Annotated in this window: 22 protein-coding genes; 17 read left to right on the top strand and 5 right to left on the bottom strand. The window is 68.5% G+C overall.

The annotated features are described in order from the left end of the window. Window positions 1-48: 48 nt before the first annotated feature. Window positions 49-1,155 (bottom strand): GTP pyrophosphokinase, encoded by a 1,107-nt coding sequence (locus ABD243_RS02300; protein WP_116765412.1) that lies wholly within the window; start codon window positions 1,153-1,155, stop codon window positions 49-51. Between the two features lie 245 nt (window positions 1,156-1,400). On the opposite strand from ABD243_RS02300, the gene ABD243_RS02295 reads away from it, so the two are divergent. The 10 genes from ABD243_RS02295 to ABD243_RS02250 all read left to right on the top strand — a co-directional run bounded on the left by ABD243_RS02295 (window position 1,401) and on the right by ABD243_RS02250 (window position 10,689). After that, complete coding sequence (locus ABD243_RS02295) at window positions 1,401-2,198, top strand: alpha/beta hydrolase (protein ID WP_344361593.1); 798 nt, start codon at window positions 1,401-1,403, stop codon at window positions 2,196-2,198. A gap of 150 nt (window positions 2,199-2,348) precedes the next feature. Beyond that, window positions 2,349-3,701, top strand: a complete 1,353-nt coding sequence (gene nhaA, locus ABD243_RS02290; RefSeq protein WP_344361591.1) for a Na+/H+ antiporter NhaA — start codon at window positions 2,349-2,351, stop codon at window positions 3,699-3,701. 138 nt (window positions 3,702-3,839) lie between these two features. After that, window positions 3,840-4,142, top strand: a complete 303-nt coding sequence (locus tag ABD243_RS02285; RefSeq protein ID WP_091255568.1) for a rhodanese-like domain-containing protein — start codon at window positions 3,840-3,842, stop codon at window positions 4,140-4,142. A 16-nt stretch (window positions 4,143-4,158) separates the two neighbouring features. Continuing rightward, window positions 4,159-5,520, top strand: a complete 1,362-nt coding sequence (locus tag ABD243_RS02280; protein ID WP_344361587.1) for an MBL fold metallo-hydrolase — start codon at window positions 4,159-4,161, stop codon at window positions 5,518-5,520. Window positions 5,521-5,649: 129 nt separating this feature from the next. Further along, window positions 5,650-6,609 carry a carbohydrate kinase family protein gene (locus ABD243_RS02275; protein WP_344361585.1) on the top strand — a complete coding sequence of 320 codons (960 nt, stop codon included), beginning with the start codon at window positions 5,650-5,652 and terminating at the stop codon, window positions 6,607-6,609. Between the two features lie 58 nt (window positions 6,610-6,667). Further along, window positions 6,668-7,201 (top strand): YbhB/YbcL family Raf kinase inhibitor-like protein, encoded by a 534-nt coding sequence (locus ABD243_RS02270; RefSeq protein ID WP_344361582.1) that lies wholly within the window; start codon window positions 6,668-6,670, stop codon window positions 7,199-7,201. A 156-nt stretch (window positions 7,202-7,357) separates the two neighbouring features. Then, window positions 7,358-8,176, top strand: coding sequence for an HAD family hydrolase (locus tag ABD243_RS02265; protein WP_344361579.1), 819 nt, complete (start codon window positions 7,358-7,360; stop codon window positions 8,174-8,176). Between the two features lie 133 nt (window positions 8,177-8,309). Continuing rightward, complete coding sequence (locus ABD243_RS02260; protein ID WP_116765418.1) at window positions 8,310-8,558, top strand: hypothetical protein; 249 nt, start codon at window positions 8,310-8,312, stop codon at window positions 8,556-8,558. A 103-nt stretch (window positions 8,559-8,661) separates the two neighbouring features. Next, window positions 8,662-9,513: a glycerophosphodiester phosphodiesterase family protein gene (locus ABD243_RS02255; RefSeq protein ID WP_425547108.1), complete on the top strand. Its 852-nt coding sequence runs from the start codon at window positions 8,662-8,664 to the stop codon at window positions 9,511-9,513. A gap of 51 nt (window positions 9,514-9,564) precedes the next feature. After that, complete coding sequence (locus tag ABD243_RS02250; protein WP_344361574.1) at window positions 9,565-10,689, top strand: glycerate kinase; 1,125 nt, start codon at window positions 9,565-9,567, stop codon at window positions 10,687-10,689. Between the two features lie 90 nt (window positions 10,690-10,779). Here ABD243_RS02250 and ABD243_RS02245 read toward each other — a convergent pair whose 3' ends face one another. Both ABD243_RS02245 and ABD243_RS02240 read right to left on the bottom strand, forming a co-directional pair. Continuing rightward, on the bottom strand, window positions 10,780-11,490 hold the full coding sequence (locus ABD243_RS02245; protein ID WP_344361572.1) for a DUF6766 family protein: 711 nt from the start codon (window positions 11,488-11,490) through the stop codon (window positions 10,780-10,782). Then, complete coding sequence (locus ABD243_RS02240; protein WP_344361569.1) at window positions 11,487-11,987, bottom strand: DUF6328 family protein; 501 nt, start codon at window positions 11,985-11,987, stop codon at window positions 11,487-11,489. Before ABD243_RS02240 ends, ABD243_RS02245 begins: the two co-directional genes overlap by 4 nt. A 251-nt stretch (window positions 11,988-12,238) precedes the next feature. On the opposite strand from ABD243_RS02240, the gene ABD243_RS02235 reads away from it, so the two are divergent. After that, window positions 12,239-13,150, top strand: a complete 912-nt coding sequence (locus ABD243_RS02235; RefSeq protein WP_344361566.1) for an SDR family oxidoreductase — start codon at window positions 12,239-12,241, stop codon at window positions 13,148-13,150. Window positions 13,151-13,283: 133 nt separating this feature from the next. Continuing rightward, on the top strand, window positions 13,284-13,526 hold the full coding sequence (locus ABD243_RS02230; protein ID WP_344361564.1) for a hypothetical protein: 243 nt from the start codon (window positions 13,284-13,286) through the stop codon (window positions 13,524-13,526). Window positions 13,527-13,629: 103 nt separating this feature from the next. Here the strand turns inward: ABD243_RS02230 and ABD243_RS02225 are convergent, their stop codons facing one another. Further along, window positions 13,630-14,979: a uracil-xanthine permease family protein gene (locus ABD243_RS02225; protein WP_344361562.1), complete on the bottom strand. Its 1,350-nt coding sequence runs from the start codon at window positions 14,977-14,979 to the stop codon at window positions 13,630-13,632. Between the two features lie 108 nt (window positions 14,980-15,087). Between ABD243_RS02225 and ABD243_RS02220 the strand changes: the two genes are divergently transcribed. From ABD243_RS02220 to ABD243_RS02205, 4 genes are all read left to right on the top strand, one after another. Next, window positions 15,088-15,762: a hypothetical protein gene (locus tag ABD243_RS02220; protein WP_344361559.1), complete on the top strand. Its 675-nt coding sequence runs from the start codon at window positions 15,088-15,090 to the stop codon at window positions 15,760-15,762. 152 nt (window positions 15,763-15,914) lie between these two features. Next, on the top strand, window positions 15,915-16,520 hold the full coding sequence (locus tag ABD243_RS02215; RefSeq protein WP_344361556.1) for a malonic semialdehyde reductase: 606 nt from the start codon (window positions 15,915-15,917) through the stop codon (window positions 16,518-16,520). 314 nt (window positions 16,521-16,834) lie between these two features. Next, window positions 16,835-17,368, top strand: coding sequence for a 2'-5' RNA ligase family protein (locus ABD243_RS02210; protein ID WP_344361554.1), 534 nt, complete (start codon window positions 16,835-16,837; stop codon window positions 17,366-17,368). A 155-nt stretch (window positions 17,369-17,523) separates the two neighbouring features. Continuing rightward, on the top strand, window positions 17,524-18,684 hold the full coding sequence (locus tag ABD243_RS02205) for a GGDEF domain-containing protein (RefSeq protein WP_344361551.1): 1,161 nt from the start codon (window positions 17,524-17,526) through the stop codon (window positions 18,682-18,684). Here ABD243_RS02205 and pgm read toward each other — a convergent pair. After that, entirely contained in the window at window positions 18,674-20,335 is a 1,662-nt protein-coding gene (gene pgm / locus ABD243_RS02200; protein WP_344361548.1) for a phosphoglucomutase (alpha-D-glucose-1,6-bisphosphate-dependent), read from the bottom strand. The genes ABD243_RS02205 and pgm overlap by 11 nt on opposite strands. Before the next feature lie 147 nt (window positions 20,336-20,482). On the opposite strand from pgm, the gene ABD243_RS02195 reads away from it, so the two are divergent. Then, a complete protein-coding gene (locus tag ABD243_RS02195; protein ID WP_344361545.1) occupies window positions 20,483-21,205 on the top strand; it encodes a DUF4190 domain-containing protein in 723 nt (240 codons plus the stop codon). Window positions 21,206-21,249 lie beyond the last annotated feature (44 nt).

Raw genomic sequence — 21,249 nt, 5'->3', positions numbered from 1 at the left:
CCCCGCCCCTGGGTAATGCCGCCGCCCCCGCCCTGCGCGAGGCCGCCACTACCCCTGCGTGAGCCGGTAGCGTTCGATCTGCTTGAGCCGCCGCAGCAGGCTGTCGCGCCGGGGGTGGGGGACGGCGTCGGCCGGCTCGGCGGTGAGCTCGATGTGTTCGGTGCCGTACTGCCACAGCAGCAGGTCATCGAGCAGCCGGTCCGGGCCGGGGGAGTAGCGGTGGTCCAGGGCCTGGCGGACCTCGGTGATCCGGTTGGCGCTGAGAAGACCGGCGAGCTGCATGGTCTGGTTGAGCCCGTGGGCTGCCATGAGTTCCGCAGCCCAGCCCCAGTCGTCGTCGACCTTCCGGTCCACGTGCGGCAGCAGAGTCCGCCAGACGTCGCGGATCCGGTTGGGCGTCAGCGGTGCGGCACCCTCGCCCTCCACATCCCAGTAACTGCGGACCTCCTCATAGCGCTCGTGCAGGTCCGAAAAGGCGCTTTCCACGGTTTCCAGCATGGCTGCCGTGGCGGTGAACTGGCGGTCGAAGTGCGGGGTCCAGGCCCGGGGGTCCTCGGCCTTGAAGCGAATGTCGTGCTCGATCTCGCTCCAGGCGTGGGCGAACACCGTGCGGATCTGGCATTCGAAGAAGTAGCTGCCGTTCGGCGGGACATCCGGGTTGAAGACCTGCTGGTAGTCCTTGACGGCCTCGTTTTGGATGGTCCGCAGGATCAGGTGCCGGCTGGAGTAGCCGTAGGTGCCGGACTCGATCGAGCCGATGTCCTTTTCGCGGTCTCCGCGGCAGTCGAAGAGCTGGCGCTGGCGCTTAATGAGGTTGGCCGCCACCGCGTTTTCCGCCGGCAGCTTGGTGATCACGCGGATGCCCACCATGTCGTTCAGGGTCCGGAAGGGGTCCGGGAACTTCAGCACCAGCGGCCCGCCCGGCTCCAGCGGTTTTTCCGTGCGGGAAATCTTCTCGCGGAAGGATTCGACGGTCTTGGTGCGGCCGGTAACGAACAGCGGCATGACCTCGGTGTCCTTGAACATGGTCCGCAGAGTGAGCAGGACCTCCCGGGTAACCAGTTTCAGCGCAGGCCGGACCCGCTCGTACAATTCCACGTTTTCCTGCACGGAATCGCGCAGGCTCGGGTCCAAACGCTCCCAGTTGCTCGCCATGCGTCCAGCTTACGGCGCACCCCCGACGCCGGGCGGCAGGCACTCCCGCGGCCGGGTCGCAGCCACCCCCGACGCCGGCGCCTCCGGGCGGCATGCAGGAGCCCGACCTGCGCGGGGCCGCGCGGCGTCCACTGTAGGCTCAGCACATGGCTGATGTGCGGCGGCGGACTTGGATCGCTGCCGCAGCGACGGTGACGCTGGGGGCAGTCTCCGCCGCCTGTTCACCGGGCCCCAAGGAGGACGCTGTGAAGAGGCAGAAGTATCACTATGGCGAGGACCCCAGCCAGTGGGGCGAGCTTTTCCTCCCGGACGTGGCCGCGCCCAGGGGCGTGGTGGTGGTGATCCATGGCGGCTACTGGCGTTCGCAGTATGGTGCGGAACTCGGCGAACCCCTGGCCAAGGACCTCGCCACGCACGGCATGGCCGCCTGGAACCTGGAGTACCGGCGGGCCGGCAACGGCGGAGGCTGGCCTAACACCTTTGCCGACGTCCTGGCCGGAATCGACAAGCTCGGCGAGCTCGCGGACGAGCACGGGCTCGGCCTGGACCGGGTGGTGGCTCTGGGACACTCGGCCGGCGGCCACCTTGCAGTCTGGGCGGCGGGACGCAGCCGGCTCTCCGGACTCGGCGCCCCGGACGCGGACCGTCAGCTGGCGCGCAGGGCCGACGACGGCGGCGCGGTGCACCTGACCGGCGTCGTGAGCCAGTCAGGGGTGCTGAACCTGGCGGCCGCCGAGCGGCTCAACCTCAGCAACGGCGCGGTCAGCAATTTCCTCGGCGGCTCGTCGGAGAAATACCCCAAACGGCATAAATACGCGGACCCCATGAGTGCGGTGCCGTTGAGCGTGCCGATCTATGCCGTCCACGGCACTGAAGACGACACTGTGCCGTTCAGTCAGTCCGAGACCTACGCCGGAGCGGCCAAGGCGGCCGGTGCGCCGGTGCAGCTGCTCAAGGTGCCGGGCGACCACTTCGCGCTCATTGATCCCAAGGCGCCCGCCTACCGGAAGTGCCGCGAACTGGTGCAGCAGATGCTGGCCTGACATCCGGGCTGCGAGGGCGGGTGGTGGATTTGTGCGGCGGCGGCTCAGACCGGCCGCCGCCCCCAGGGGGCCGAAAGCGCATAGACTGGAGCCCAGGTGCGCCGGGAAGTCTGGTCGGCATAGTTTCGTCGACCCCACTTTGAGGACCCCATGAGCGACCTGCCCCCTTCTCCCGCACCTCCTCGCCTCACCGTCTTCGCCCGCGGCAGCTACGCGGAAGCGCTGCGCATCGGCGAAATCCTCCGCAAGGAAACCGTCGGCGGCGCGCTTCTGGTCGCCGCGGCGGTGGCGGCCCTGATCTGGGCCAACTCGCCGGCGTCGGAAAGCTACTTCGCGCTGCGCGATTTCACTATCGGCTACGAGCCCTGGCACCTGGACCTGAGCCTGGGAGCCTGGGCCGCCGACGGGCTGCTGGCGGTCTTCTTCTTCCTGGTCGGGCTCGAACTCAAACGGGAGTTCGTCGCGGGAGACCTACGGCAGCTGAGCAAATCCGTGGTGCCGGTGGCTGCGGCCGTGGGCGGCGTGGCCGTTCCCGCGCTCATCTACGCGGCCGTCAACGTTGCGGACGCCGAGACCCTGCGGGGCTGGGCGATCCCCACCGCCACGGACATCGCGTTCGCGGTCGCCGTGCTGGCGCTCATCGGTTCGCACCTTCCCAGCGCGTTGCGCATCTTCCTGCTGACCCTGGCCGTCGTGGACGATCTTCTCGCCATCACCATCATCGCGGTCTTCTACACGAGCGAACTCCACCCGCTCCCGCTTCTGTTGGCTCTGCTCCCGCTCGGCCTCTACACATTCCTGGTGCAGAAATACCGGCGGTTCTTCGGCACCCACGGGCTGGCCGCCTGGGTGATCCTGCTGCCGCTCGGCGCCGCAACGTGGGCGCTGGTCCATGCGTCCGGCATCCACGCCACCGTGGCCGGTGTCCTGCTCGGCTTTGCCGTTCCTGTGATTCGCTCCCGGGCCAGCGGCGGTCCCGAGGCCGGCCCCGGCCTCGCGGAGATCTTCGAACACCGGTTCCGCCCGATCTCGGCCGGCGTCGCTGTCCCGGTCTTCGCATTCTTTTCCGCCGGTGTGGCCATCGGCGGCCTGCAGGGCCTCGGCGCCGCCCTGACCGATCCCGTTGCGGTCGGCATTATCCTGGCCCTCGTGCTCGGAAAACCTGCCGGCATCCTGGGCACGACGTGGCTCATCACCAAAGCCACCCGCGCCAGGCTGGACGGCTCCTTCAAATGGATCGACGTCTTCGGCCTGTCGATCCTGGCCGGTATCGGTTTCACGGTGTCGCTGCTGGTGGCCGAGCTGAGCTTCGGGCAAGGCACTGTCCACGACGACCACGCAAAGGTCGGAATCCTCGCGGCCTCGCTGCTCGCCGCGCTGCTCGCCAGCGCGGTACTCCGGATCCGCAACACGCACTACCGCCGCGCGGAAGAGGAAGAAAGGATCGACTCGGACCACGACGGCATCCCCGACGTCTATCAGCAGGGCCATCCGGCAGGCTAGCGCTGCAGGCTAGCCGGGGGAGTAGATTTGGCGGTGGGGCCGAAGGCGACGCCCGGAGCACGTATGATACCCCAAGGGGTATCATTATTGAGCTGGATTAAGCGCGCCGGACCACCGGCGCCCTCGAAAGGAACAGGCATGAAGAGCATTTCCGTCAAGGACCTGGCCGCCCTGGGCGAAGCCACTGAAATCGTCGATGTCCGCGAGGACGACGAATTCGCGGCGGTCCGCGTCCCCGGGGCCAGGAGCATCCCGCTCTCGCGGTTTGTGCAGTCCCTCGACGAGGTTCCGGCCAGCGGCACCATCTACGTCATGTGCGCCGCCGGGGGCCGCAGCGCCCAGGCCACCACGTACCTGGAAGACCAGGGGTACGACGCCGTCAACGTCACCGGCGGAATCATGCAGTGGCAGGATGAGGGACACCCCGTCAACCGGGGCTGACAGCCCGGGAGGGGCCATGGAAGTCATTGTCATCGAGACCCCGCAGCTCGGGGACCGCAGCTACCTGGTCCACGACGGCTCGGTGGCGTTGGCGATCGACCCGCAGCGTGACACGGACCGCATCGAAGCGGCAGCCCGCGACGCCGGGGTCATCATCACCCACGTGGCCGAGACCCACCTGCACAACGACTACATCACCGGCGGCCTCATCCTGGCCCGCGCGCACGGCGCCGACTACCTGGTGAACGCCGCCGATCCCGTGGCGTTCGAGCGCACGCCCGTCACCGACGGCCAGACGGTCCGGGTGGGCGCGCTCACCGTCAAGGCGGTCGCCACCCCGGGCCACACGCACACCCATATGTCGTACATCGTGGACGACGGCGTGAAGCAGGCCGTCTTCTCGGGCGGGAGCCTGCTCTACGGTTCGGTCGGGCGCACGGACCTCGTTGCCGCGGCGGACACCGTCGGCCTGACCCACGATCAGTACGCCTCGGTCCGGCGCCTCGTCGCTGAGTCCGGGCACGACGCCGCGCTGTTCCCGACCCACGGGTTCGGCTCGTTCTGCTCCTCCGGGCCGGCCTCCGGTGCACGGTCTTCCACGATCGGCGAGCAGCTCGCCGCCAACCACGCCCTGACGGACCCCGACGAGGACCACTTCGTCCGCCAGCTCATCGCCAACCTCACGGACCACCCCTCCTACTACGCCCACATGAGCCCGGCCAACGTCCGCGGACCGGGCCCCGCCGATCTGGCAGTCCCCGAATCGCTCGACGCCGCCGAGCTCGCCCGGCGACTGGACGGCGGCGAGTGGGTGGTGGATCTGCGGCATCGTGTGGCCTTCGCCAGCAGCCACCTCAAGGGCAGCGTCAGCTTCGAATACGGCACGGGTTCCAGTTTCACCACCTACCTGGGCTGGGTGTTGCCGTGGGGTGAACCGCTGACCCTCGTGGGCTCGCAGGAGGATATCGAGAAGGCCATCCGCGACCTCTCCCGGATCGGCATCGAATCTCCGGACGCCGCCGTCGGAACCGACCCGCATGCCCTTGCGCCGCAGGCCGCCCTCGCGTCGTACCCCCGCGTGGACTGGGGCGGTGTGCTGACCGGCCGGGCCGCCGGGGACACCGTCCTGGACGTGCGCCGTGCCGATGAATTCGCGGCGTCCCGGGTGGTGGGCGCGGTCAACATCCCGCTACATGAACTGCTGCTGCGCCTTGAGGACGTCCCTGCCGGGAAGCTCTGGGTGCACTGCACGTCCGGGTATCGCGCAGGGGTCGCCGCGAGCCTCCTCCAGCGCGCCGGCCGGGACGTGGTCCACATCGACGCCAGGTTCGCCGACGCCGGTCCCGCCGGGATCGCCGTGGACACCGCCGCCGCCTGAGCCTGAGCGGCCGGGTGGATGCGCAGCCCGGCGTGCCGGGCTGCGCAGCCGCGCCCCGGTCACGCGGGGAGCTGCGAACAGGTGCAGCAAGACACGGCACCGGACCCGAATCTCTGGCAGAGTATGACCATGCTCACAGTTATTGGCGAGGGGCTGGTTGATGTTGTCCAGCGTTCCTCCGGCGTTCAGGCCCATGTCGGCGGCAGCCCCCTCAATGTGGCGGTGGGGCTGGCGAGGCTGGACCATCCGGTCCAGTTCATTGGCCGCTACGGCCGGGATGCCTACGGCGAAGCCCTGGCGGCGCACCTGAAGTCGAGTTCCGTGCTGCTGCCGCTGGCACCCGACGAGCTTCCCACCAGCGTGGCCGCCGCACTGATTGACGACGCCGGCGCCGCCACCTACACCTTCGACCTCGCCTGGGAGCTCCCCGGCGTCGCGGCGCGCCTCCCGTTCCTCCTGCAGGGAACCACGCTCCTGCACACCGGCTCCATCGCCACGATGCTGGCGCCCGGCGCGGCCGGGGTGCTTGCCGCCGTCGAGCATGCCCACCCGTCCGCCACGATCAGCTTTGACCCCAATTGCCGCCCCAGCATCATCCCGGACGTGGACTATGCCCGCGGGCAGGTCGAAAAGTTTGTGGCCCTCGCGGACGTGGTGAAGGCCTCCGATGAGGACCTTGAATGGCTCTACCCCGGAACGGACCCGTTGGACTCGGCCCGCCGCTGGCTGGCGCTGGGCGGCTCGGAGGGGCCGGCCATGGTGGTGGTGACCCGCGGCGGCAAGGGCCCCTGGGGCATCAACGCCGCCGGCGCTGCGCAGTTCGCCGCCCCCGCAGTGCTAGTCGCGGACACCGTCGGTGCCGGCGATTCATTCATGGCAGCGCTGCTGTCCGGAGTGGTGGACCTGGGCCTGGACGGGGCACAGAACCGCAAGGCGCTGCGCGAACTCTCCGCCGAAAGCCTCCGCGATCTCCTGGCCCACGCCTCCCGCGCCGCCGCCGTGACCGTGTCCCGCGCCGGCGCCAACCCGCCCACGCGCGCCGAGCTGGCCCGGATGGAGCTTGGTGGCGTGGGGACCGGCAACGCATAGCAGGCAGTACCCGAACAGCAGGCAGTACCGAACAGCAACCAGTTCAGGAAAGGCAGCCATGACAGCCCACGATCCTTACGCGCCGCTGCCCGACGTCCCCGCTTTCGACGTCAGCAGCGCATCCTTCCACGACGGCGACACGCTTCCTCCCGCGCAGCGAAGCGGCGTCATGGGCGCCGGCGGCAAGGACGAGTCCCCGCAGCTGAGCTGGAGCGGCGCCCCGGCCGGCACCAAGAGCTACGCGGTGACGGTCTTCGACCCGGACGCCCCCACGGCCAGCGGTTTTTGGCACTGGGCCGTGCTCAACATCCCGGCCGATGTCACGTCATTGCCCGCGGGTGCCGGTTCCCGCGACGGCGCGGCCCTTCCGCCCGGCGCGCTCCAGCTGAAGAACGACGCCGGATTCGCCGGCTACGTCGGCGCCGCCCCGCCCAAGGGACACGGTCCGCACCGCTATCTGATCGTGGTCCATGCCGTGGACGTCGAAAAGCTCGACGTCGGCGGGCACGGCAGCCCGGCCAGCCTCGGCTTTGCCCTATTCAGCCACACCCTGGGCCGGGCCAGGCTGACCGGGCACTACGAACAGCACTAGAGGGCCGCGCCGCCGTCGAATTCGCCGGAGACGCTCGAGTTCGCCGGAACGTTCCGGCGAACTCGACACTTTCCGGCGACCCCGGCGCACGGGCCCGCGCAGTTCCACGTCCGGCAGGCGGGATCGGGGCCGCCGCGGCCAACGTAGACTTGCTGTATGCGGCTCGTAGCAAGCGACATCGACGGAACGATCCTCGGCCATGACGGAAAAATCAGCGACCGGACCGTCCGCGCGTTCCACGCCTGCCGCGACGCAGGGGTGGAACTCGTCTTCGTCACGGGCCGCCCGCCGCGCTGGCTCCACCCCCTGCAGGACCAGCTGGGGCATGCCGGCACCGTCATCTGCTCCAACGGCGCCGTGGTCTGGGACCTTGAGGCGGACCGCATGCTCTCAGCCCGTGCGCTGGAGCTGGACGCAGTGTTCGAGGCCCGCCGCATCATACGGCGCCTGCGCCCGACGGCACTGTTCGCCGCCGAAACCCTGACCGGCTTCCACCTGGAACCGGGCTTCCTCAACTCCGGCACAAGCCCGCTGCTGGCCGAATTCACCCCCGCCCCGCTGCACAGCACCCTCACGGCCGACGACTCCGTGGTGAAGTTCATGGCCATCGTTCGCGAGGGCACCGCCGACGAATTCCTCGCCGAGGTGACCCCCGCCGTCGCCCATTTGGCCGCCGCGACGCACTCGGCGCCGAACATGGCCCTGCTCGAACTGTCCCTGCCCGGCGTCAACAAGGCCGTGACCCTCGCCGAATACGCCGCCTCACTGGGCATCGGCCCCGCAGACGTGGTGGCGTTCGGGGACATGCCCAACGACATCGAGATGCTCCGCTGGGCCGGGGACGGTTACGCCATGGCCAGCGGCCACCCCGAGGCAATCCGCGCCGCCGGCCAGCAGGCGCCGCACTTCGACGACGACGGCGTCGCCCAGATCCTCGAGGCCAAGCTCGCGGAACTCGGCCTCCGGCTTCCCTGAGTTCCACTCCCGAACAGCACCCCCGCGGTGACGTCCCGGTCACCGGATTCCCAGCGGGCGGTCAACTGGCGTTCACCTTGGCCTCCTAGGCTGAAGGCTCGCGACAGATCGTTTGACCGATAGTGGGGAAATCATGGCCAAGTACCGCGTCAACAAAACGGACGACCAACCTCTGCATCCGGCGGAGCCGGACCGGCACTGGCGGCAGTTGCGCCAGGGCGACCGCGTCAGCGTCCGGCTGGCCCCGGGTTTCGAGACCGGCGGCCTGGTGGACGCCGTGACGGCCGACCACAGCGTCGTCTGGGTGGACCTCGACGGCGGCCGCGGCCGGACGCTCCTGCACTGCGGCGACGGCGTCGAAATCCGGCCGCACGACTCCTGACGCCAGCTTCCGCTAACGCCGGGTCGCCCATGCCGCGTTCCGCTCAGCCCGCTCCGGATCGGGGTCCCGCGCGGCCGGATCGGGGCTCGGGTACGCTTCAGGAGTGACGAACCCGCACCCCTACTTTGCCCCCGGCGGGAACCCTGACGGCACCGGCGGCGGCCCGGAGCACGCCGTGCCGGGGGACCAGGACACAGCCCGGGCACCCCTCGCGATGGCCCACCGCGGCTTCTCCCTGGACGGGCTGGAGAACTCGATGGCCGCGTTCCGCGCCGCCGTCGACCTCGGATTCCGGCACCTGGAGACCGACGTCCACACCACCGCCGACGGCGTGCTGGTGCTCTTCCACGACAAGACCCTGGACCGGGTCACCCAGGAACGCGGTCGGATTGCCGACTTGCCCGCCGCGGCCGTAGCCCGGGCCAGGATCGGCGGAACTGAACCGATCCCGCTGTTCGAGGAACTCATCGCGGCCTTTCCCGACGTCCGGCTCAACATCGACGTCAAGGACTGGAATTCCGTCGACGCCCTGGCCTCGGCAATCGAACGCCACGCACTGCACGACCGCGTGTTGGTCGCCAGCTTCTCGGACCGGCGGCGCCGCGCCGTGCTTCGGCAGCTGAGCCGGCCGGCCGCGGGCTCTGCGGGCACGGTGTCCAACGCCGTGTTCGTCCTGCTGGGCCCGGTACTGCCGGCGACGCTGATGGGCTTCGTGGCGCGTCGGGCCCTGCAGGGGGTCCAGGCGCTCCAGGTACCAGTCCGCTACGGCGCGGTGACCGTGGTGACGCCCGGATTTGTCCGGCGGGCGCACCGGCACGGGCTGCAGGTGCACGTCTGGACCGTCAACGAACCGGCGGAAATGCACCGTTTGCTCGATCTTGGCGTCGACGGGATCGTCACGGACCGCGCCGACCTGCTCAAGACGGTCCTCACGGAGCGCGGGACCTGGGCCTAAACACCGCGTCCTGTCAGCGTGCCGGGCCCTCCGGACTGGCAGGATAGTGCCATGCGTATCCTCATCGCCCCGGACAAGTTCAAGGGCTCTCTGACCGCCGCCGAAGCCGCTTCCGCCATCGCTGAAGGCGCCCTGCGCGTCTATCCCGACGCCGAAGCCATCCAGTTTCCGGTGGCCGACGGCGGCGAAGGGACCCTGGAGGCGGCCGTCGCGGCAGGCTACGAGGAAAGGCTCAACGCCGTCGTGGGCCCGATCCTGGCTCCGATCGGTGCCGCGTGGGCTATCCGCAAGGACGCCTTCGGCGGGGCCACTGCGGTGATTGAAACGGCGCAGGCATCCGGCCTGGCGCACATGGAACCGACGCCGGCCAACGCCCTGCGGGCCCACAGCTACGGCTGCGGCCAGCTAATCGCCGCCGCCCTGGACGCAGGGGCCACGGAAATCGTGCTGGGCGTGGGCGGTTCGGCCATGAGCGACGGCGGCAGCGGCGCACTCCGGGCGCTCGGCCTCAAGCCGCTGGACGCCGCCGGCAACGTGGTACCCCTCGGCGGCGGGTCGCTTGCCGACGTCGTGACGGTGGATGTCAGCGGGCTGGATCCGCGGCTGTCCGCCGTGAAGTTCAGGATCGCCGTCGACGTGCGGAACCCGCTGTTCGGCAGCGACGGTGCCGCGCACGTGTTCGGCCCGCAAAAGGGCGCCGACGCGGATGCGGTGGAGCTGCTCGACGCTGGCCTGCGCAACTGGGCCTCGGTCCTGCGCGAGTCCACCGGCCGGGACGTCAACGTCCCCGGAGCCGGTGCGGCCGGCGGCTTCCCGGCGTCGTTCCTGGCCTTCAGCAACGCCGCCCTGGAGGGCGGATTCGAGCTCGTGGCCGGCCTCACCGGGCTGGCCGGAAAACTCGCGGTGGCCGATCTGGTCATCACCGGGGAAGGCTCCATGGACAGCCAGTCGCTGACCGGCAAAGCGCCCATCGCGCTGGCCGATGCCGCCCAAGCCCGCGGCATACCGGTGATCGTGGTGGCCGGCCGGATTCTCGTCACCCCGGAGGACCTTGCCCGGCACGGCGTGGTGGCCGCGGCCCAGCTTCTGGATGTCGCCGCGAGCCCCGACGACGCTGTCGCCAACGCCGCAAAATACCTTGCCTGGGCCACCAGCCAGGTCCTCGAAGGGGCCTGACGGCGGCTCCGACAGCAGGGGCGCCGAAAGCAGCAGCGGAGAAAGCGCCGAACGCCGGGTCCGCAACCCGCTGACCGATGGCCGCGGGGGTCAGGCGCCCGTCTCGTAGTGGGGTTCGGCCACCGGCTTGGACTCGGGGGATCCCTTCTCCCGCAGATAGACCGACGCGCCCACCAGTACGGCGACCGCCAGGAATTCGCTCTGCCAGTTCTGGAACGACTCAAACCAGAATCGGCTCGTGGCGAGGTAGCCCAGCACCGTGACCGTCGGCTGGCCGTGGGCTTGCTGATCGTCGTTGTAATCGGCGCTGCCGCCGACTGCGTGCAGAACAAACGACATCAGGAAGAGCAGCAGGAACATGATCGACAGGGAGTGTTCGTAAAGTTTCAGGACCCACCCGCCGCGCCGGACGGGCCAGGGCGTGGACGGCCTGAACTTGGCCGGCCGGGGATCCTCGTCCTGCGGGGCGGCGCGGCCCATGGGCTTGGACTCCGAGGACCCTTTCTGGAACAGGAAGACTGTCAGCAGGACATACATGCCCATTTGCAGGAATTCCGACTCCCAGTTCTCAAACGTCGCCTCTACGAAGGCCCCCGTGCCCAGGTACTGCAGGACGCTCACCGCCGGCTGGCCGTGGGCCAGTTGGTCCTCGCTGTAACTGGCTGCCCCGCTGAGGACCATGCCGCCGAAGAAGGCGATGAATAGCGCAGCGTTGGCCAGCAGCAGCCCGCGTTCCTTGACCCACTTGCCCATGGTTCCTCCCGTGCCTGCGGCGCGCCGCGCCTGTGAAACGTCTGTCATTGTGGCTTCTCTTCCAGGCCCCTCCGGCGGAGTGCGGCAGGGACAAAGACCATCAGCAGCAGTAGGACAGCCAGCAGGCCGACGCCGGCCATGACGCCGGCCGCCCGGCCCAACGTGAGATCGAAAATGAGGGACGTGGTTCCCACGCTCAGCAGCATGACGCCGCCCAATGACACCTTCGCGATGGTGTCGGCGCTGGCCACGAGGGTAGCCTTCAGCCCTTGCCGGAAGAGCCGGCGGTGCAGGCTCACCGGTAACAGGATCGAGGCCGTGGTGAGAGCGGCCACGATGACGTTGGCGAGGTACAGCCCGGTTTGGTATCCATCCAGCGTCTCGAAACGAGCCTGGAACGGCAGCGTCAGGAGGAAGCCGGCGAGAATCTGGACCCCGGTCTGGAGTACCCGCAGTTCCTGCAGCAGTTCCACCCAATTGCGGTCCATCCGCTCAGCCGGAGATTCGTCCCTGCCGTCATCCTGCGGCGCCGCCGGGCCTGTCATGACTGTTCCTCCGCGCAAACTGAAATCCCTGGACTCCCCAGGAACGCTGAAATCCTTGTCAACGGGGCGCGGCGTGCGCCCCACCCTCAACCTAGGCTTGAGAGTTGCCAAAAACAAGTTGGTAGTAAGTTTGCTGACTACTTTGCGGTTAGGGTAGAAACTGCGTACTTCGCCGGGATAGTTTCCAAGCGGCCGGTCAGCGCCGGTCCGAGGAGCTTCCCTGGAAAACCGACACGTTGGGTAGGTGGACTATGAGTGACTCAAGCAGCGCCGCACAGAAACAGCAGGACCAGCCGAAGGACCCCCGCACCGGCTACTACTCCGGGTCCTTCCCGGAGCAGGTGCAAGAACAGCCAGGCCTCACGGCGCCCATGGAGCCGAAGCCGGACCACGGCGAGGAAAGCTACCGCGGCAGCGACGCGCTCAGTGGCAAGGCTGCCCTGATCACGGGCGGCGACTCCGGGATCGGCAAGGCAGTTGCGATCGCCTTCGCCCGGGAGGGCGCCGACGTCGCCATCTCGTACCTGCCGGAAGAGGAAGAAGACGCGCAGGACACCGCCGCGTGGATACGGAAGGCCGGCCGGAAGGCCGTGCTGCTGCCAGGCGACGGCCGCAGCGAGGACTTCGCGGCGAAGATCGTGAACGACACGCTGACCGAATTCGGCCGGCTGGACGTGCTGGTGCTGAACGCGGCCTACCAGAAGAACCGGGACAGCTTCGAGTCGCTGCCCACAGAGGAGTTCGACCGCGTGTTCAAGACCAATCTGTACTCGCTGATCTGGACGGCCCGCGCCGCCGTCCCGCACCTCAACGCCGGCGCCTCGATCATCACGACGGCCTCCATCCAGGCATTCAAGCCTTCGCCGGAACTCATCGACTACGCCATGACCAAGGCCGCTCAGGTGGCCTTCACCAAGGCGCTGGCGCAGGAACTCGGGCCGAGGGGGATCAGGGTCAACGCCGTGGCCCCGGGGCCTATCTGGACGCCGCTCATCCCTGCGACCGCATGGCCGGACAAGCTCTCGTCGTTCGGCCAGGACACACCCCTGCAGCGCGCAGGCCAGCCCGCGGAACTCGCGCCTGCCTATGTGCTGCTCGCCTCGGACCACGGCTCCTACATTTCCGGCGCCGTCCTGCCCGTCACCGGTGGCAAGGGCCTCTGAGCTGTACCCCGACGGCGGGACGCATCAGGCCGGAGCGCCGGGCCTGAGCCAGTTCGGCGCAGAAGACCAAGACAAGTGCAAGACAAGTGCAAGAGAGTCCGGAGCAGGACGCTCCGGCGGAGCGGAGGAACACGTGAGTTCAGAAAACACCACTGCCGAGCCCGGATCCGGTGCCAGGAGCGGCGACGCCGCGGTCCCCTCGGCTGACGCCGAAATGGATGCCTCCAACACCGAAAAGCCCGACGCCGGGCGGCCCTTCTCCTCGGAGTCCGGCCAGGATGCGGCCGGGCTGCCCGATGGTTCCGGCACGGACCTGCCGAAGGAGAAGTCGCCGGAGAAGGGCAGCGACGACGAGGAACCGTTCGACGCCGGCTAAACCGGCCGCCGCCACAACCAGCCGGGCCGGGCCCGGGCCACCACACGGTGGCCCGGCCCCGGCCTGTTGGCTTTGGCGGGGCGGGCGGTAACGGGGGATGCCGCTAGCGGCGCTTCTTCGGTGCGCGCTTCGCAGCGGCCTTCACCGCCGCCGTCGCAACGGACGCCGGATCCTCCGTTTCCGGCTCCGCCACCGTGCCGCGTGCCTTCGCGATCGCCTTCATGCCGTGGTAGATCACCAGCGCGGCGGCCGAGCCGAGCGCGATGCCGTTGAACGTCAGGTCGCCGACGGTCCACGTGTAGTTCGCGATGCCGATGATCAGCGCCACGGCGGCCGTGGTCAGGTTGATCGAGTTGGAGAAGTTCACCTTGTTCTGGACCCAGATCTTGACGCCCAGCACGCCGATCATGCCGTACAGCATTGTGGCTGCGCCGCCCAGGACGCCGGCGGGGACAGTGGCGATGAGTTCGCCAAACTTCGGTGAGAAGCTCAGCACCACGGCGAAGATGCCCGCCACCCAGTACGCCGCGGTGGAGTACACCTTGGTGGCAGCCATGACGCCGATGTTCTCGGCGTAGGTGGTGGTGCCGGACCCGCCGCCAAACCCGGCCAGCATGGTGGCGGCGCCGTCGGCCAGCAGTGCCCGGCCGGACACGCCGTCGAGGTTCTGGCCCGTCATGGCGGACACGGACTTCACATGACCGATGTTCTCCGCCACCAGCACCAGCACGACGGGCACGAAGAGGCCCACGACGCCGAAGTGGAATTCCGGGGTCTGGAAGTGCGGCAGGCCAACCCACGTGGCGCCGTCCACCTTGGCGAAGTCGACTTCGCCCCGGATCATCGCGACGAGGTAGCCCACCACGACGCCCACCAGGATGCTCAGCCGGCCCAGGATGCCGCGGAACAGCACGCTGACCACAATGATGACGGCCAGCGTGATGAAGGCGGTGACGGGGGCTTTGTCGAAGTTGCTCTTCGCGGCTGGCGCCAGGTTCAGGCCGATCAGGGCGACGATCGCGCCGGTCACGATCGGCGGCATGAGCCGGTTGATCCAGCCGGCGCCGAACTTCTGCACCACGGCACCGACGACGGCGAGGGCCGCACCGGCCAGCACGACGCCGCCCAGCGCCCCGGGGATGCCGAACTGCTGCTGCGAGGCCAGGATTGGTGCGATGAACGCGAAGCTTGACCCGAGGTAGCTCGGAACGCGTCCCTGGGTGATGACCAGGAACAGCAGGGTGCCGATGCCGGAGAAGAACAAGGTGGTGGCCGGCGGCATGCCCGTGAGGATCGGGACCAGGAAGGTGGCGCCGAACATGGCCACTACGTGCTGCATGCCGATCCCGATGGTCAGCGGCCAGGTGAGCCGCTCATCCGGCCTGACGACCTCACCGGGGCGGACGGACTTGCCGGTGCCGTGGAGCTTCCATTTGGTGCCGAGCATGCTCATTGCCGGGAGCCTTTCAGAGAATTTGGGGCCGGAGCGGAAGGAATCTTCCAGGCAACTTTACCGCGCAGGCCGGGCGCGTCCGGCGCCGCGACAGGTCCGGGCGCGGATATGGGGAGCGGCCGTCGGCGACCGTTGCGTTTTCCGGGAAGTCCGGCCATACTCCGGGGAAGACCGGGGAAGACCGGAGTCGGCGAGCTTTACCGGCAGGTTCCCGCGCAGCACGCGACATCCGTCAGCATTGGCCACGTCCAGGACGTCGGCCGGTTCAACATCATCGGGCAGACTGTCACCCTGTTCGGAACCATACGCTGCACTGTCGACGCCGACATGGGTGTAGTCCAGCAGGGGATGCGCCGGCTGGCCAGGCACCAAGCGGAGGCCTTCGGCTGCACGGCCGATGTTGAGTTCCTGCAATCTGTTCCGGGAGTCATCAACCAGAGGGAGTGGATTGATGCAATCCTGCCCGCCCTTGGCAGGATTGTCGGCCGGGAGAGGATCGTCGAGGTGCCCGTGACGCTTGGCTATGACGATGTGTCGGAGTTCGTCAACGCCTACGGCGGCGCGTACCTCAGCTACGGGGTCCAGGACATACGGATCGATGGCGACCAGCTAAGGCCGGTGGAGGGTGGCCGCGGGCTGTTCCGAACCACAGCCCCGGGTTTTATGCGGACGACGATTGCCTGGTTGATGCAGTCCGGGTGCACGCGGGCCTCGCTGTCGGCCATCTCGCCGGAGAGATCACCGCTCGTTAAAGAGGGCGTGTCAGGCTCCTGTCTGCCTTGATAGGCCTTGCAACGGGGCTGCGCACCCTGCATTGCTGTGCCGGACATCACAGGGCGCAGCGGGAAGCAAGCGCTGCTAGTTGAAGTTGCAACTATGGACAGCAGGAGACGCCAGCAGCCTGACGGTGCGCCGGCCCAGCGAAAGGGACGCGAATGACGATCGCCCATGAAGAAGCAGTAATCGACGCCGCAGCGGTGGACGCCATCTTTGCCGAGGCCCGCACGGCGAACGCCTTCACCGGCGACGTTACCGACGATCAGGCCCGTGCCATCTACGAACTGACGAAGTTCGGCCCCACCGCCTTCAATTCACAGCCGCTGCGCGTCACGTACGTGCGCTCGGATGATGCCCGGGCCACGCTTGTGGACGCACTTTCCGCCGGAAACCGCGCCAAGACGGCATCGGCGCCCCTCGTCGCAGTCCTGAGCTACGACACCGCCTGGCAGGACCAGTGGGACAACTTCCTCCCCGGCTACAACGCCCCCAAAGCCATGTACGACGCCGCGCCTGACCTTGCCGCAGCCACCGGCAACAACAACGCCCACCTGCAGGCCGGCTACTTCATCCTCGCGGTCCGCTCCATGGGCCTCGCCGCCGGTCCCATGACGGGCGCGGATTTCGCCGCCATCGACGCCGCATTCTTCCCCGACGGCAGCCAGAAGAGTTTCCTGGTGGTCAACATCGGCCAGCCCGGTGCGGACGCCTGGGGTGCGGCCAAGCCGAAGTTCGCCTACGAGGACGTCGTCCGCACCGTCTAAGGACTGTCTAAGCACCACCGGCACTGTCCCGCGGAGGTGCCTCCGGCACTGTTTTCCCGCGGAGGTGCCTCCGGCACTGTTTTCCCGCGGAGGTGCCTCCGGCACTGTTCTTCCGCGGAGGTGCCTCCGGCACCATGGGGGACAGGCCGGAGGCACACGGGACGCATTTCTGCGGTTCAGCGCATGGCCTGCATCCGGGGCCACTTCCTATTTTAGTCCGCACCGCAGCCTCCGGCACGGGGCGTTCGCGACGTCGCCGACCCCGGTCAGGACCCGGGCGCCGCTCCGACCGCCGGGCGTGGCACACTTTTCCCATGCGGAACCTGATCGCGGTGGCTTTTGTGGAACCGGTTGTCGAGGGACTCGAGTTTCCCCGTAACGACTGGCCGCTGCACATCACCCTGGTGAAGTTCGACGTCGTCGAACTCCAGGCAGCGGCCGGCGCACAAATCGAGACGCCACCCGGCTCCGGCGATCCGCTCGCCGCGAAGATCTCCGCGCTCATGGCGGACCCCGTGGCCGCGGCCCTGGGCTGCCGGGTGAGGGTAGGCGGGGAAGCGCGGTTCGGGCGGGCAGGGTCCATCCCGGTCAACCTGATCGAACCCAACGAGCACCTGCAGGCCCTGCACAATGCCCTGGTCGGGATCGTGGAGCAGCTGCCCGGCAGGATCCCTACGCCCGCCTATACCCTGGCAGGGTACCGCCCGCATGTCTCCCACCACGGCGACAAACGGCTTCGCGAGGGCGACGCCGTCGCGCTGGACCGGATAGCACTCGTGGACATGGCGCCCGGCGGCGGGCACTCCACCCGGCGGATCCTCACGCTGTGGACCGACGGCCCGGCATAAGCCCCGGGACGGCGGCAACAAGAATCCGCACGTCATATCGTGGCCACCACGAGGCTTTCCCGACGACGGGTGCCATACTTGGGTCAACTTCGGCGGTTATTCGACGGTGAAGTGACGCATTGCGGGCAAATTACAGCGGACCGGGGGGCCACTAGATGATGCTTGACACCGCCACACTGCGGGTTGCCTTGGCGCTAGTCGACCTCACGCTGCTCATGCTCTTCTACTTCATTACCTTCCGGCGCACCCGCTCCGCCTACAGCGGCTGGTGGTGCATGGCCCTCCTGCTGTTCCTGGTCGGCAACGCCGCGTACCTGCTGGACGGGACGGTGTACCAGGCCTGGTCCAACCCCGCCGGCAACGTCCTGCTGGTCGCCGGCGCGGCCAGCATCTGGGCTGGCGCCCGCTCGCTGCGGGCACCCTCACCCCGGCCCTGGCAGCTCGCGGCCGGTCCCGGCGTCGTCGGCGTCGTGTCGGTGTTCGACCACCCGGCCACAAACATCTGGGCGGGAGGCCCGATGTACCTGGCCTTGATGGCCGTGCTGATCGGCATGGGATCCCGGGAGCTGTTCCTGCTTGAGCGCGACTACTCGCGCGTGCACCGGCCCCTCGCCGTGGGCGCCGGCATCCTGGCCGTCTTCTACCTGGGCCGCCTCATCGCCTTTTTGACGGACGGGCCGGGCGGGGCGGTCTTCACATCGTTCTTCGGTTCCGCGCCCATGACCGTGTTCTCGACGGTCACGCTGGTGGTGGCCTCGTTCACGATGGCCGAGCTGAGCTATGAACAACAGACCCGCGACCTCCGGGCACGCGCCACCGTGGACGGCCTCACCGGCCTGCTGAACCGCTCAGCGTTCCTCGACCTCGCGGGCAACGAACTGCGCCGGTTGCGGCGCACCGGAACCACGGCCTCGCTGATCCTCGCGGACCTGGATCACTTCAAGACGATCAACGACCAGTTCGGCCACTCGGCCGGGGACTCCGCCCTGCAGGCGTTCGCCGGAGCCTGCGCCGGCACCGTCCGCTCCACCGATCTCGTGGGCCGCTACGGCGGCGAGGAATTCATCCTCCTGCTCCCAGGCGTCACGCCGGAACAGGCCCGGGAAATCACCTCCGACATCAGCCTCCGGCTTCAGGAATCCGGCTCGGAAGTCATTCCCCGGCTGCCGACAGTGAGCTACGGCATTGCATCCACCGATGCCGGACCGGGCGGCCTCGACGCTGTAGTGGCCTCGGCCGACGCGGCCCTCTACCAGGCAAAGACGCTTGGCAGGGACCGCGCCGTGGTGGCCGCGGTCGGCGGAACTACGAAATAACCCCGTCCACCAGGGCCTTCGCCTCGGCCTGGACCTGCTTGAGGTGCTCGGCGCCCTTGAAGGATTCGGCGTAAATCTTGTACACGTCCTCCGTACCGGAGGGCCGCGCCGCGAACCAGGCGTTTTCGGTGACCACCTTCAGGCCGCCGATCGCCGCGCCGTTGCCCGGCGCCTCGGTCAGTTTGGCGGTGATCGTTTCGCCGGCGAGTTCGGTGGCGGTGACGTCCGACGACGACAGCTTGCCCAGTGCGGCCTTCTGTTCGCGCGTGGCGGCGGCATCGATCCGGGCATAGACGGGGTCGCCGAACTGGTCCGTGAGGCCCTTGTAGAGCTGCGACGGCGACTTGCCGGTGACGGCCGTGATCTCCGAGGCCAGCAGGGCCAGCAGGATTCCGTCCTTGTCGGTGGTCCAAACACTGCCGTCCATCTTATTGAAGGACGCGCCCGCGGATTCCTCGCCGCCGAAGGCCCCTTCGCCGGACAGCAGGCCCGGGACGAACCACTTGAAGCCCACGGGAACCTCCACGAGCTTGCGGCCCAGGCTCGCGGCCACGCGGTCGATCATCGAGGAGGACACCAGGGTCTTGCCGATCACGGACTGCGGGTTCCAGCCGGTGCGGTGCCGGTACAGGTAGTCGATGGCGACGGCGAGGTAGTGGTTCGGATTCATCAGCCCGCCCTGACCGTCAACAAAAGGTGTGACGATGCCATGGCGGTCGGCGTCGGCGTCGTTGCCGGTGGCGACGTCGAACTTCGCCCCGTCGGACATCCGGCCGATCAGCGACGCCATCGCGAACGGCGAGGAGCAGTCCATCCGGATCTTCTCGTCCCAGTCCAGGGTCATGAAGGCCCACTGCGGGTCAACGGTCGGGTTCACCACCGTGAGGTTCAGGTGGTGGCGTTCGGCGATCTCGCCCCAGTAGTCCACCGACGCCCCGCCCATGGGGTCCGCGCCGATCCGGACGCCGGCCTCACGGATGGCGTTGAGGTCCAGGACGGAGGGGAGGTCATCCACGTAGCTGCTGAGGAAGTCGAACTTTCCGGTGGTCCCGGCGGCAAGGGCGTCGGCTACGGGGATCCGCTTGACGCCGCGCAGGCCGTTTTCCAGGAGCTCGTTGGCGCGGTTGGCGATCCAGCCGGTGGCGTCGGTGTCCGCAGGGCCGCCGTGCGGGGGGTTGTACTTGAATCCCCCGTCGCCGGGAGGGTTGTGGCTGGGGGTCACCACAATCCCGTCGGCCTGCGGTGCGCCCGGGCCGGCCTTGCGGTTGTGCGTGAGGATGGCGTGGCTCAGTGCAGGGGTGGGTGTGTAGCCGTGGCGGGCGTCGATGAGGACGTGCACGCCGTTGGCGGCCAGCACCTCGAGGGCGGAGTTTTGGGCCGGTTCGCTCAGGCCGTGGGTGTCCTTCGCCATGTAGAGGGGCCCGGTAATTCCCTGGCCCGCACGGTATTCCACGATCGCCTGCGTGATGGCGAGGATATGGGGTTCGTTGAAGGACGCCTTCAAGCTCGAACCACGGTGCCCGGAGGTGCCGAAGGCCACCCGCTGGCCCGGGTCCGTGAGATCCGGCGAAATGTCGTAGTACGCATCCAAAAGCGCAGTGAGGTCAACAAGGTCTTGGGGTTGGGCAACTGTGCCCGCGCGGCTAGCCATGGCACCAGCATGCCAGACGACGGCGGGGTGCAACACGCTTTCGCGCCAAACCCGCTCCTGTGACGCAAGAAAGCCGCAGACCGGGCCGGCCCCAACGCAATCCTCCGGCGGTAGTCTGGATCCAGGGACTTCTTGAGGGGACGCGCCATGACTGAACAGCCACAACAGGGTAAAGACGAGAGCAAAGACGGGCAAGGCAAAGACGGGATGCCCGAGGGCTACCAGCCCACGCTGCGTCTTCCGGAGCACCAGCCGGACGTTCCGCCGCAGCAGGCAGCCCCCGTCAGCCAGGACTCCGGCCAGGCGGCCGGCCAGGAGGCCGGCCAACCGGCGACGCACCAGTTCGCGCAGCCCGAGCCGCCGCAACAGCCGGACTACCCGCAAGAGCCCTCCGCAGGCCGGCAGCCGGGGCAGGAGCACTACGGCCAGCCGGCACAGGATCAAGGCCAGTTCTCCAGCCCGTACCCCCCGATCTACGGCCAGTCCTACACGACGCCGTCTGCGCCCGGCCAGGGGGCTTACGGTCAGCCGGCCCAGCAGTACGGCCAGCAGTCGCCGTACGCCCAGCCGGGCAGCGCGAACGCCTACGGCCAGCCCGCCTACTACAGCGTGCCGGCAGCGCCGAAAGGCCTGAGCATTGCCAGCATGTGCTGCGGCATCGCCGCACTGGTGGGATTCGGGTTCTTCCTGCTCCCGCAGCTGGCTGCGGTCATCCTGGGACACCTGGCCCTGCGGCGCGAACCGGCCGGCCGGGGCATGGCGATCGCCGGTCTCGTGATGGGGTATGTGGCGATCGCCGTCACGGTGCTGGTGATGGTCATCTTCGGACTGGTCATCGGCAGTGCGCGCAGTCGCGGCTACGGAGTCTAAGGACGGCGTCCCGCGCCGGTTGCGCCGTACCCGGGCCGACGGCC

Source organism: Arthrobacter humicola (assembly GCF_039531445.1).
GTDB classification, from domain to species: domain Bacteria; phylum Actinomycetota; class Actinomycetes; order Actinomycetales; family Micrococcaceae; genus Arthrobacter; species Arthrobacter humicola.
Note: the sequence above shows the minus strand (reverse complement) of the source record. Positions and strands in the feature narration are given on the sequence as shown.